Source organism: Methylobacter sp. sgz302048 (assembly GCF_052162025.1).
GTDB lineage: Bacteria > Pseudomonadota > Gammaproteobacteria > Methylococcales > Methylomonadaceae > Methylobacter.
This window is the reverse complement of sequence record NZ_CP197401.1, coordinates 2,886,816-2,900,047: the sequence shown is the minus strand read 5'-3', so window position 1 is coordinate 2,900,047 and position 13,232 is coordinate 2,886,816. Positions and strand designations below refer to the sequence as shown.

8 protein-coding genes and 1 pseudogene are annotated in these 13,232 nt (G+C 52.4%); 6 read left to right on the top strand and 3 right to left on the bottom strand.

Annotated elements, in window-relative coordinates; genetic code table 11:
• Nucleotides 1-62: 62 nt before the first annotated feature.
• The 4 genes and pseudogenes from ACTNE6_RS13185 (at nt 63) to ACTNE6_RS13170 (ending at nt 4,180) form a co-directional block, all read left to right on the top strand.
• Nucleotides 63-338: a hypothetical protein gene (locus tag ACTNE6_RS13185; RefSeq protein WP_442497059.1), complete on the top strand. Its 276-nt coding sequence runs from the start codon at nt 63-65 to the stop codon at nt 336-338.
• 354 nt (nt 339-692) lie between these two features.
• A pseudogene (locus ACTNE6_RS13180) lies at nt 693-1,728 on the top strand (IS1380 family transposase).
• A gap of 857 nt (nt 1,729-2,585) precedes the next feature.
• Nucleotides 2,586-2,861, top strand: a complete 276-nt coding sequence (locus ACTNE6_RS13175) for a hypothetical protein (protein ID WP_442497058.1) — start codon at nt 2,586-2,588, stop codon at nt 2,859-2,861.
• A gap of 1,043 nt (nt 2,862-3,904) precedes the next feature.
• Nucleotides 3,905-4,180 carry a hypothetical protein gene (locus ACTNE6_RS13170; RefSeq protein WP_442497057.1) on the top strand — a complete coding sequence of 92 codons (276 nt, stop codon included), beginning with the start codon at nt 3,905-3,907 and terminating at the stop codon, nt 4,178-4,180.
• Nucleotides 4,181-4,326: 146 nt separating this feature from the next.
• On the opposite strand, the gene ACTNE6_RS13165 is transcribed toward ACTNE6_RS13170, so the two are convergent.
• The gene (locus tag ACTNE6_RS13165) at nt 4,327-4,593 is read right to left on the bottom strand and encodes a hypothetical protein (RefSeq protein WP_442497056.1); all 267 of its coding nucleotides are present in this window, start codon (nt 4,591-4,593) and stop codon (nt 4,327-4,329) included.
• Nucleotides 4,594-4,869: 276 nt separating this feature from the next.
• Here ACTNE6_RS13165 and nifJ point away from each other — a divergent pair, with 276 nt between their 5' ends.
• Together nifJ and ACTNE6_RS13155 are read left to right on the top strand one after the other, a co-directional pair.
• Complete coding sequence (nifJ, locus tag ACTNE6_RS13160) at nt 4,870-8,463, top strand: pyruvate:ferredoxin (flavodoxin) oxidoreductase (RefSeq protein WP_442497055.1); 3,594 nt, start codon at nt 4,870-4,872, stop codon at nt 8,461-8,463.
• Nucleotides 8,464-8,470: 7 nt separating this feature from the next.
• Complete coding sequence (locus tag ACTNE6_RS13155) at nt 8,471-9,490, top strand: dihydroorotate dehydrogenase-like protein (protein WP_442497054.1); 1,020 nt, start codon at nt 8,471-8,473, stop codon at nt 9,488-9,490.
• Between the two features lie 255 nt (nt 9,491-9,745).
• Here the strand turns inward: ACTNE6_RS13155 and ACTNE6_RS13150 are convergent, their stop codons facing one another.
• Nucleotides 9,746-10,585: a lipase family alpha/beta hydrolase gene (locus tag ACTNE6_RS13150; RefSeq protein WP_442497053.1), complete on the bottom strand. Its 840-nt coding sequence runs from the start codon at nt 10,583-10,585 to the stop codon at nt 9,746-9,748.
• A gap of 85 nt (nt 10,586-10,670) precedes the next feature.
• Complete coding sequence (gene glgP, locus ACTNE6_RS13145) at nt 10,671-13,190, bottom strand: alpha-glucan family phosphorylase (RefSeq protein ID WP_442497052.1); 2,520 nt, start codon at nt 13,188-13,190, stop codon at nt 10,671-10,673.
• Between the last annotated feature and the right edge of the window lie 42 nt (nt 13,191-13,232).

Below are 13,232 nucleotides of genomic sequence, written 5' to 3'. Positions count from 1 at the left end.
CCCCATCCTGATAGGCTCAGAGTGGGTTATGTTAATAATACAAAAAATAGAGATAATTAATTATGAAAAGCAAACTGATGAAAACATTGGCGGCGGGTGTTCTTTTAACTGCAACAGGTTTTGCTTCTGCCGAGCCTGTGACTTTGACTGATGCTCAGATGGACAATGTTTCAGCTGGTGCTCTTTTGGGGCTGGACGCATTGGTGGGTAGCACTCTTACCCTGGTAGACGGTCTTCTTGGTTCAGTCGTCGGAGCAGTTGATGCCTTGTTGCCGGCTGTAAATCTGCAATTAGCTACATCTGTCAGTCTGGGGCTTGGTTTACAAGTTTCCTTATAATCCAAGCGATTCCGTTTATATTAAGGTAATGGAACGCCCTATGCCTTCCAAAGGCATAGGGCTTTTCTCATTTCTATTCTGCTGAAAGACCTTTCCATGCATCGTATGCATCCAACAATAGGATGACATGAACGCCTGCCGCTCTCCGATCTTAATATAATCCCAATTCAGCTTAGGCCTCATGAAGAAAAGGTAGCCGATCGGCCCAATATGCGCGTAGATGCGAATTTACGTGCACTTTGGGCTATTCGACCGGGAAACCCTAGCCCGGATATTTCATGAAAAGAACGGGCAAATCCCGTAGAGTTCGATAAAATTCAGTTGCTTAGATTGAATTTGAACAAGGATTTGCCCGTGCCAAATTGTACCGCAGCTCAAATAGATTTTCCTGCTTTTAAACGCCGCAAAATACAAGCCCAATTCAGCGGCGGAGCCATCACCAGTGATGGTGGAGTGCTGTTGTTAAGAACCATTGATCAACAGCTTCGCCTCCTATGAGACGCCGCCCAAGTCCTTGATACTGGATTTCGACGCCACCGATGATCCGGTGCACGGCGCACAGCAAGGGCGTTTTTTCCATGGCTATTACCGGCACTACTGTTTTCTGCCCCTGTATGTCTTCTGCGGTGATCAGTGCCTGGTCAGCTATTTACGCCCCAGTAACATAGACGGAGCCAAGCATAGCTGGGCGATTCTGGCCTTGCTGGTCAAGCGCCTGCGCCAGGCTTGGCCGGACGTTCAGATCACCTTCCGCGGCGACAGCGGCTTTTGTCGGCACCGGATGCTGAACTGGTGCGAGCGCAAGGACGTTCGCTATATCGTCGGCCTGGCCAAAAACCGGCGTTTGAAGCGTTTGAGCCAGCTCTGGATTGAGCAAGCCCGGACACAATATGAAGCAACACAACAGAAACAACGCGTGTTTACCGATCTGCACTATAAAGCCGCTACCTGGCGATGCCGGCGCCGGGTCATCCTCAAAGCCGAACATATGAGCCAAGGCAGCAACCCGCGCTATGTCGTGACCAATCTGGCCGGCGAGGCGCAAACGCTTTACGAACAAGTCTACTGTGCCCGAGGCGAGATGGAAAACCGGATTAAAGAGCAGCAACTGGATTTGTTTGCCGACCGAACCAGCTGCAGCCTGTGGTGGCCGAACCAGTTCCGTCTGCTGCTGTCGACGCTGGCCTATACGCTGATCGAGGCCCTCCGCCGGACTGCCCTGAAAAACACCGAACTGGCGCAGGCCACCTGTGCCACCATCCGTCTGAAACTGTTTAAGATCGGCGCCGTAGTCATCCGCAATACCCGCCGTATTCGGCTGCTGCTGAGCAGTCATTATCCCTTCCAATCCTTGTTTCGATCTGTCTGCCAGCGCCTGTGCCCTAATTAGCGCTCGCTCAGTGCTGTACCCGGCACGCGATAAACAATGGGGTAAGGGGGAGCTGTGCCTGAAGATCGGCAATCAACCCTGAAAACAGTCCCTTGAACTTCACCTCCCAAAAATATCAGTCGTTTCTGGTCGCCTGGTGCTCCTAGGGACGGTTTCATGGAGCTGATGAAATATCCGGGCTAGATATATAGGTAGTGCGAATACCCGCAAGGGGCACAAGTAAATTCGCCCCTACACGGCCGCAGTAACATTAAAACAGCACAGAGATCGATTCGTGCGAAACATCAGTTAAGCCCAATATGAATACATCTCTAACTATTTATGTTAGAGATGTTCCCAAACCAGTTTTAAAACTGTCCTTGATTCACAATTTGAAGTTTTATCGGAGCCAGGAGGCGACTTTAACAAGATTATCATATGACATTGATAATCTTGTTAATTTTTGGCAACCGGTAGTTCAGCATATGTTATCTGTCAATGCGAGATTTCAAAAATATGTGAGAAATGTGCAGTGCGTCTCTATTTTGAGTGGGGGGTGTTATTAAAAATGCGATCGATTTCACGGAAATAGGTGGTGGGGCGGTGTAAATTAAACTTAAGTGAAGCTTAAGAGAAAGTTGAGAGTAGTTTAAATTAAAAATGGAATTTTATGCGTCGCGATCAAGAAAATGAGCAATTCATCTTTGGATAGATCTTGTACGACTTTTTCGATGCGGTTGCGAGGCTCAATTTCTTGGTTATATAAGGAATTTGCCAAGTGTTTTGGAAATGCTTCAAAACACTGTAGCAAGTAAATCCCGTCCTGATAGGTTCAGAGTGGGTTATGTTAATAATACAAAAAATAGAGATAATTAATTATGAAAAGCAAACTGATGAAAACATTAGCGGCGGGTGTTCTTTTAACTGCAACAGGTTTGGCTTCTGCCGAGCCTGTGACTTTAACTGATGCTCAGATGGACAATGTTTCAGCTGGTGCTCTTTTGGGGCTGGACGCATTAGTGGGTAACACTCTTACCCTGGTAGACGGTCTTCTTGGCTCAGTCGTCGGAGCAGTTGATGCCTTGTTGCCGGCTGTAGATCTGCAATTAGCTACATCTGTCAGTCTGGGGCTTGGTTTACAAGTTTCCTTATAATCCAAGCGATTCCGTTTAGATTATGATTAGGAGCGCCCTATACTTTCAGAAAGGCATAGGGCGTTCTCAATTTTTTTAGTAGAAAATACTTTTTTAATATTATATATGCCCTGCAATGGAATGATGGGGACCTCTCTCACTTCCTGATGTTATATGCTCACTGCGATTAAAAAGGAAATTATCCTACTAATACTTTAGAGGCAGTTTTTGCGATAATGCGTAACAAAAACAGGGTTATATACCAGTGCTAAGCCTGATTCCGTATCGCTCTTGCAAAAATATATTAACAAATATTAAATTAAATCTTGCTAAATTAAATTGAATTGAATTAAATTAAATCCCACAAAAGATATGTGGGGGTTAATGTCCGGGGATTGGAGAAATGAGAAGTTGCTCACAAAATTAATACTGGATGATGCTTTTCAATTCAGTCATTTTTTTGGTGGGATCTTGTAATTCAATGTCCAGGGTATGCATGGAGATTGCCAAGTATTTGGAAGGTAATTTGAAGCACTACGGTAGAAAAAAGCCCATCCCGATAGGTTCAGGATGGGTTATGTTAATAATACTAAAGTTTTGTGAAACGCATGCCCAGTAATTAAGAAAATGAGAAGTTGATCACAGAATATTCAGTACAGAATAATGCTTTATTATTCAGCCGTTTCTTCCAGTGTGGTTGGCGACTCAATTTCTTGGGCATGTAAGGAATTAGCCAAGTGTTTTGGCAAAATTAAAACACTATGGTAAATGCCTCCCATCCCGATAGGTTCAGGATAGGCTGATAATAATACAAAAATATGCGGAAATTTATGCCCAATAATTGTAAAAATGTGAAACGTATCGCAAAAATAATTCGACGCTGAACAATGTTTTACTAACCGGTCCTTTTTATGGTGTAGCTGTACGGTTCAATTTTGGGGTGCGTAAGGAATTTGCCCAGTGTTTTGGAAAATTAAAACACTACGGTAAATACCCCATTCTGATAGGTTCGGAGTGGGTTATGTGTTAATAATATTAATAATACTAAAGTAGAGATTATTGTTATGAAAAATAAAATGATGAAAGTTTTGGCAGCAGGCGTTCTTTTAACTGCGACTGGTTTGGCTTCTGCTGAGCCTGTAGCTTTGACTGATGCTCAGATGGACAATGTTTCAGCTGGTGCTCTTTTGGGGCTGGACGCATTGGTGGGTAACACTCTTACTCTGGTAAATGGCGTTCTGGGATCAGTAGTCGGAACAGTTGATGCATTATTGCCAGCTGTAAATCTGCAAGCAGGCGCATCTCTGACTGTTGGCACTGCTTTATCAGTATCTTTATAATCTAAACCATTCCGTTTAGACTAAGATAATGGAACGCCCCATGCCTTAAGGAAAGGTGTGGGGCGTTTTTTTATACCGTTGAAAGCACTTTTCTACATGATGTAGGAAGCGGTCCAATATCTTGTATCTTGATGCAAAGCTGATAATCATTTAGACAATCTCGCTCTGATCCGGTCATAGGTTGCTTTCAATTCTTCGCCGACTATTTTGGCTTTTTCGATAAACTCTTCCGAAGTTTCCACTGTATCATCAGCGATGTCGCCCGCTTTTTGGGTAAAAGTGTTCCAGCTTTTTTCGACACTCTCAAATTCCTCCCTGGCTTCCATGGAACCAAGATGCAGTTTCAGTTTGATTTCATCACGTTCGGTTTTTAGGGATTCGAGCAGGCTTCCAAAGTCTTCTTTTAATGCCATAACACACCTCTGTTTTTGTTTGACTGATAAATCAAAGGACATGCTTCAGAGAAAATCAGCTTGTCTTTGAGATTAAGACAGAAAATCCCAAATTCTGTTCATTCTTCAAGAGCTTAAGATGCGGCTTGATGCAAATAACTGATGATTGCGAGGTTGTTCCGGAAAAACGCGAATATTTTGACGTGCCGATTGTCACAGAGGAACTAATGCAACTCATATTGAATAATTGCGATAGAACACGAGGCTCTAAAAGTTGTTATTTTACGAGGACGATTGATGTCAAAAGCAACCACTATCACGATCGACGGCAACGAAGCGGCTGCCCAGATCGCCTACCTGACCAATGAAGTCATCGCCATCTATCCGATTACGCCGGCTTCGCCTATGGGGGAGTGGGCCGACACTTGGGCTTCGGAAGGCCACAAGAATATCTGGGGCGCGCAACCGCAGGTGATAGAAATGCAGAGTGAAGGCGGTGCGGCCGGTGCCGTGCATGGCGCCCTGCAAAATGGCGCGCTGACCACGACTTTTACGGCCTCGCAGGGACTGCTGCTGATGATTCCGAACATGTACAAGATTGCCGGCGAACTGACGTCAACCGTTTTTCATATTGCGGCCCGCACGCTGGCGACGCACGCCTTGTCGATCTTCGGAGATCATAGCGATGTGATGGCGGCTCGGGCAACGGGCTTCGCGTTCTTGTCGGCCAATTCAGTGCAGGAAGTCATGGACTTTACCCTGATTGCGCAGGCGGCGACGCTGGCCGCGCGCATTCCTATCGTGCATTTTTTCGACGGTTTCAGAACCTCGCACGAGATCGCCACGATCGATCCTGTTGACGAAACGACTGTTCGCGCCATGCTCGACGACGAGTTGATACATCAGCACCGCCGGCGCGCCTTGTCGCCGGATCATCCTATTCTGCGTGGCAGCGCCCAGAATCCCGATGTGTTTTTTCAGGCGCGGGAAAGTGTCAATCCTTATTATCAAGCCATGCCCGGCATCGTGCAGGCGGCGATGGACCGTTTCGCCGGACTGGCCGGACGCCAGTATCACCTGTTTGACTATGTCGGTGCCGAAGATGCCGAGCGGGTCATCGTACTGATGGGTTCCGGCGCCGAAACCGCCGAGGAAACCGTTTGCCATTTAACTGCGCATGGGGAGAAAGTCGGCGTACTGAAAGTCCGCCTGTTCCGTCCGTTTGCAGCCGAGGCCCTGGTTAATGTCTTGCCGGCCGCGCTGCGCAGCCTGGCGGTTCTGGACAGAACTAAAGAAGCGGGCGCCGATGGCGAGCCTCTATACAAAGATGTTTTGACCGCGGTTACACAGAATTATCTGGGCGACAATCCCAAGTTTGCCCAGTTGCCCAAAATTGTCGGCGGCCGTTACGGCCTATCCTCGAAAGAATTTACGCCAGCCATGGTCAAGGGCATCTTCGATGAACTGACCAAAGAACGGCCCAAGAACCCGTTCACGGTCGGCATTATCGATGATGTGACGCAAACCCATCTGAATTGGGACCCGTCATTTCGGACCGATGCCGCTAAAGCCACGGTCAGTGCCATTTTCTACGGATTGGGCAGCGATGGTACGGTCAGCGCCAACAAGAATTCCATCAAAATCATTGGTGACAAGTCGCAGCTCAATGCCCAGGGTTATTTTGTCTATGACTCCAGGAAAGCGGGCGCCGTCACGGTTTCCCACCTGCGTTTCGGTCCGGAGAAAATCCGTTCCAGTTATCTGATCGGCGATAACGAAGCCCGCTTTGTCGCCTGTCATCAATCGGTGTTTCTGGAACGCTACCCTATGCTCGACAAAGCGGCTCCGGGCGCGGTGTTTCTGCTGAATACCTCTGTCGGTGCCGATCAGGTCTGGGACAGTCTGCCGCGTAGTTTTCAGGAGGCTATCATCGAGAAAAACATCGCCTTTTTCGTGATCGATGCCTATGCAATCGCCAGAAGCTGCGGCCTGGGCCGGCACATCAATACGGTCATGCAGACCTGTTTCTTCGCTCTGACCCCTGTTATTCCGCTCGACGAGGCGCTGGGCGCGATCAGGGCGGCCGGACAGAAAACCTATGCCAAGGCTGGAAAACGCATACTGCAGGCCAATCTTGAGGCCATCGACTCGGCGCTTGCCCAATTGCATCAGATCACCGTGCCTGAGCAGGCGGGCAGCGTGATCGAAATGCCGCCCGCCGTGGCCGCCGACGCGCCTGATTATGTGCAACGCCTGACTGCCGAGATGATTGCCGGGCACGGCGATTTTCTGCCGGTCAGCCGCTTTGAGCCAGACGGCACCTTTAAAACCGGCACTTCCGCGTTCGAAAAGCGCAATCTCGCTCTGGAGATTCCGGTCTGGGAGCCCGATATCTGCATTCAGTGCGGCAAGTGTGTGTTCGTCTGCCCGCACAGCGTGATCCGCAGCAAGCTGTTTACCGCCGACAGCATTGAAAATGCACCGCCGACATTCAAATCCGTGCCTGTCAAAAGCAAGGCCTTAGGCAACGATCTTTTGATCAGCTATCAGGTCGCGCCCGAAGACTGCACCGGCTGTAGCCTGTGCGTGCAGGTCTGCCCGATCCGCGACCGCGATAATCCCGAACGGAAAGCCGTCAATATGCATCCGCAGCCGCCGCTGCGCGCTCAGGAGCGCGAAAACTGGAATTTCTTCCTGCAGATACCGGTGCCGGACCGCCGCCTGCTGCACCACAACAAACTACCGGAAGCCATGCATCTGCAACCTTTGTTCGAGTTTCCAAGCGCCTGCCCGGGCTGCGGCGAGACGCCGTATCTGCGGCTGGTCAGTCAGCTGTTCGGCGACCGCATGGTGATCGCCAATGCGACCGGCTGCTCGTCCATCTATGGCGGCAATCTGCCGGCGACGCCGTGGACTAAAAACGCCGAGGGGCGCGGTCCTGCCTGGTCCAACTCCTTGTTTGAGGACAATGCCGAATTCGGCCTGGGCATGCGCGTGGCCATCGACCAGCAGGCCCAGTATGCGCGCGGGCTGCTGCAAGATTTGCGCGATCCGGTCGGCCCGGAACTGGCCGATGCGATTCTCGATGCCGACCAAAGCGGCGAGGCCGGCATCTATGACCAGCGCCAGCGCGTCGCCGAGCTGAACCAACGATTGCAAGGCATTGCTGCCGATGTTGCAGGCCGGCTGCTGGAAGTGTCGGAAAATCTGGTCAAGCGCAGCGTCTGGATCATCGGCGGCGACGGCTGGGGCTATGACATCGGCTTCGGCGGCCTGGATCATGTGCTGGCTTCCGGCCGCGATGTGAATATTTTACTGCTCGATACGGAGGTGTATTCGAATACCGGCGGCCAGACTTCCAAGGCCACGCCGCGGGGCGCCGTCGCCAAGTTTTCGGCGGCCGGCAAGACCACGCCCAAAAAGGATCTGGCGCGTCTGGCGATGGATTACGAACAGGTCTATGTGGCCCAGGTCGCTTTTGGCGCCAAGGACATCCAGACCTTGCACGCGTTTCTGGAAGCCGAATCCTATCCGGGCACTTCGCTGATTATTGCCTACAGTCCCTGCATTGCGCATGGCGTCGACATGTCCAACGATCTGCGCCAACAGGATCTGGCCGTGCGCAGCGGGCACTGGCCTTTGCTGCGCTTCGACCCGAGGCGGACGGCGCAGGGCCAGAATCCGTTGGTCCTGGACAGCCAGAAGCCTTCCATTCCTTACCGGGATTTCGCCATGACCGAGGCGCGCTTCAGCATTCTCAGCCGTACGCATGCCGAGCGCTCGGAACAGCTCCTGCAGCAGGCACAGCGCGATGTGAACGACCGCTATCGGCATTACCGGCTGCAGGCCGAGCAGCCGTCCGGCACACAAAATAAAAACGAACAGGAGTAGATCGACCATGAGCAGCATAGATCTGAGCACAAACTACATGGGACTTAAACTGGCCAATCCGCTCGTGCCTTCATCATCGCCCCTGTCGCGCAGCATCGATTCGGCGCGCCGTCTGGAAGACGCTGGCGCTTCGGCTTTGGTCATGTATTCGCTGTTTGAGGAAGAACTGCGCAACGAGGAAAAAATGACGGCGCGCTTTCTGATTCATCAGACCATAGGGCATCCCGAAGCCGAGAGTTTTCTGCCTTTCGACAGCTGTTTTCAACCGGGACTGGATCAGTATCTGGAGCATCTCGCGGACTTGAAAAACGCGCTGAACATCCCGATCATCGCCAGCCTTAACGGCATTTCCCTAAATGGCTGGGTGGAAAACGGCAGATTGCTCGAAGAGGCCGGCGCCGATGCGCTGGAACTGAATGTCTATTATCTGGACACCGATCCCTATGAAACCAATATGGACGTGGAAAACCGCTATCTGGAATTGTTGCGGATGTTGCGCCATAAAGTGCATGTTCCGATTGCGATGAAGCTGTCGCCTTATTTCAGCGCTTTGCCTCGTTTCATCAGGGAGCTGGAAAATGAAGGCGCCGATGCCGTAGCGTTGTTCAACCGTTTTTACCAGCCCGACATGGATATCGACACTCTGCAAATCATCCCGCAACTGCATCTTTCCACCTCCGCGGACGCGCTGCTGGCTATGCGCTGGATAGCCATTCTTTACGGCCGGGTCAAATTGTCGATGGCTGCGACCGGCGGCGTGCACACTGCCGCTGACGTCATCAAGCTGCTGCTGGCCGGCGCCGACGTCACGCACCTGTGCGCCACGCTGCTGCTGCACGGGCCGGAACAGCTGACGCGCATCAAAGCCGGACTGATGTCCTGGATGGAACAGCATGAGTATGCTTCGGTCAAGGACATGAAAGGCCGTTTGAGCCAGCAGTTCTGTGCCGATCCCGAATCGTTCGAACGCACTAATTACCTTGCCGTGCTGGACAGCTACAGTTCTCCGCCGGGGATGCGGCGTTGATTTGTAGAGGGAAGCAGAAGTTCTGTAGGGTACGCATCGCATACCTTTCCGGACTTGTGGTGTGTCGAGAAGCCCTGAATAGGTACGCGATGCGTACCCTTACAGTGGATTTCGCCCTGGTTTTGCAGGGCAGCGGGGTAAGCCGGGCTGTTAAACCCAGTATTTCGAAACCGCCCATGCTGGGTTTCCGCTAAAGCTCCAACCTAGCCTACACTGGTTACGGTAGGGTAGGCGCCGCGTACCGTTTCAGCTCGGTCAGGCTTGGTAGCTTTGCAGACGCTCGACAATTTCCTCGTACTTGCGCAGGTAATCAAAGTGATCAGGCGTGCTGTTCACTCCCCTATCCAGATCATGCCCGACTTCATCGAAATGATCGGCCGGCCAGGGCGGAGAAATGGCTTCCCAGCCGTCGCGCAGGGCGGAAGAAACCGGCACCGTGCCGTCGTTTTCCTCGTCCGTCATTCTTTTGATGTATCGATGCGCCGGAAGCAGCAGCTTGCAGGTCTTCGATGACTCGTCGCCATGGCGCCCTTCGCCAGCGATGCAGAAATAGTCAACCTGCGGATTATCAATATAGATATCGTTGAATTTACGCGTGGATTCCGTAGTTAAGTCATACACGGCATCAAACCAAAGAAATTTACTGACTATGCCGCGAATGACGCCTTCTATGGCTCCCAGCAGCGGCATATCGGATTCGCCATCCACGAATGACTCGAAAAGATCGGCCAGCGGCGAGCCTTGATGCGGTGTGCCGATAGTGGTCAGCGAGCTGACCCGGTCGGCAATATTGTCGGGGTTGGCCGGAGACAGTATGTAGCGGCTGTCCAGTCCGCCCATGCTATGGGCGATGATATGCACTTTCTTGTCCGGGTCCAGGACGGACGGTTTGACGGTTTGCTCCAGATCATCAAGAATTTTACGCTTCAGTTGGTTGCCGCGCACCTCAATACCGGCTACCGGGGCAACTTCAGCGACCAATACCCGAGCCTGGAATCTGTCTTCGAGATGTTTCTGGATGTCGTTGAAGTATTCGATATCCGTAAAAGGCACGGTGTTGAATCCAAGAATGCCATATGCCAGGACTATGTTCATATTTCCCCTATATAAAATGGTTGCGATAAAACGTTCACATTAAATGGCCCGTATCCGTTTCCGCCGGTACGCACAGTACCTGTTTTTATTTTACCCATAAGATAGCTTGGGCTTCGGCAGGTATGCCGGCATCAGGATGGTTGGGTATGATTCTGGGCGTGTAATCCGAAATCGGCCGCTTTGCCGGAATGCTGATAGTATAAACAAAACCGTTGACGGCGCCGGGCAGCGCATGGTCGATGTGCATTTCATGAATGTTGTCCGTATCGCCTTCAATCGGTTCTGCAAACAGCTCCACTCTGACATCCTGCGCCGTTAAGTCGCCCAGGTAAATCTGCAAGCTGAAAAAATACACGGCTTCGCGGTTCTCGATATTGACGCGCGCGATATGAATCTTAGGCCACAGATCATTCAGGCGCGACAGCCAGCGGCTCAGGGACCGGCCAGCCTGCGCGCCATTCACGGTGCGGCGCTGATATTTCTCCGCCAGGGGCAAATAGAAACGGTCGGTATATTCCCGCACCATGCGGTTAGCCGAGTAAAAGGGCGTCAAGGTCGTCATGCTTTCGCGCATCTTGCTTAGCCAGCGCTCCGGAATGCCATTGCCGTTGCGTTCATAGAAGGCCGGCACGATTTCCTTTTCCAGTAATTCGTACAGTATATTGGCCTGATCGGCATCGGTATGCTCGGCTTCATGTCCGTTCAGCGCCCAGCCGACTTCAGGCCGATAAGCTTCGGCCCACCAACCGTCCAACTCGGACAGGTTCAGGCCGCCGTTGACCAGAATCTTCATGCCGCTGGTGCCGCAGGCCTCCCAAGGGCGCCTTGGCGTGTTGATCCACAGATCGACGCCTTGCACGAGATATTCGGCTGTGATCATGTCGTAATCGCTCAGGAAAATGGCATGATTGCGGATTTCCGGGCGCTGCATGAACTGGTTCCAGTCCTTGATCAAACGCTGGCCAGGCAAATCCGCCGGATGCGCCTTGCCGGAAATGACCAATTGCATTGGCTTGTGAGGATCGGTCAACAGGCGCGCCAGCCGGTCAGGATCGGTCAGCAGCAGGTTGGGCCTCTTGTAAGTGGCGAAACGGCGGGCAAAGCCGATAGTCAGCACGTTCGGGTCGAAAAGGCGCAGCGCCAGGTCTTCCACTTCGCTGTCCGATAAATTGCTGTGCACGTTCAGCTCCCGGCTGTATTCATCCCTGACGAACTGCACCAGCCGGTTCCGGTTTCGGGCGCGCAAATGCCACAGGGCCTGGTCTCCTACACGGTGGAATTGTTTGGCCAGATGTTCTGGATCGCAAAACCAGCGGCCCTTGCCGCATAATTGAGTCCATAGCTCGTCGGCTTCCATGGAGTCCCAGGATGGAGCATGGACGCCATTCGTGACATGCGTGACGGGGACTTCATATCTCGGCCAGCCCGGAAAGAGGGGATTGAAAATATCCCGGCTGACCTCGCCGTGTAAACGGCTGACGCCGTTGACGGCGGCGCTGCCGCGTATCGCCAGATAAGCCATATTGAAAGGCGCAGCCACATCGTTGTTGCCGGGGATTCTGCCCAAAGCCAGCAGTTCGTCGAGATCAAGATTCAGTTCTTTGGCATAAAGGCCCAGGCTGTTCTTGATCAGATCCGGGCTGAAGCGATCGAAACCCGCTTCCACCGAAGTGTGGGTGGTAAACAGATTGCCGGCGCGCGTCACTGTCAAGGCCGTTGCAAAATCGACGCGGTGTTCGCGCATGAAATGGCGCGCACGCTCGAGAACCAGCAGTGCGGCATGGCCTTCGTTCAGATGGCAGACATCAGGCGTGATGCCCAATGCCTGCAGCACCTGCCAGCCGCCGATGCCGAGCAGAATTTCCTGGGACAGCCGGTATTCCGAGCCGCCGCCGTACAGTTCGGCCGTGATGCAGCGGTCCACCGGATGATTGGCCGGGTCGTTGGTGTCGAGCAGATACAGCTTGATGCGGCCGATTTGCGCCTGCCACACCCGCACCCATAAGCGGGACGGCGTCAGCAGTTGTATGCGCAGCCATTCGCCACGGTTGATGCGGACCGGCGAGATCGGCATATCGCTGGTTTCGCTGGCCGGGTACAGGGCAATCTGATTGCCGTCGGCATCGAAAGCTTGGCGGAAATAACCCTTTTGGTAGAGCAGGCCGACGCCCACCAGCGGCAGCCCCAGATCATTGGCGGCTTTTAAATGATCGCCGGCGAGCAGGCCGAGCCCGCCCGAATAAATAGGCAGGGCCTCGCTGAGGCCGAATTCCATGCTGAAATAAGCGATTGTCCGCAAGGCGATGTCTTGCGGCTGTTTCGCTTGGAACCAACGCTGTTCCGATAAAGCCTGGCGGTGGGCTGAAACGATAGCCCGCAGTTTTTCACAGAAGGCTTCATTTTTGGACAGATCTTCCAGGCGGGCGCGTGAAACCGTTTGCAGCACCAGCCAGGGATTTCGGGTCTGCTCCCAGAATTCGGCATCCAGCTCGCGCCATATCTCGTCGGCGCCATGGGTCCAGGAATAACTGCAATCCCGGGCCAATTCGTCCAATCCGTCGAGTCTTCGTTCCATATCGGGGCGGAAATATTTGGGGACGGTCATCGTTGTGGGCTCCCTGAAACGGCAATCCGAAAAAAATAGCAA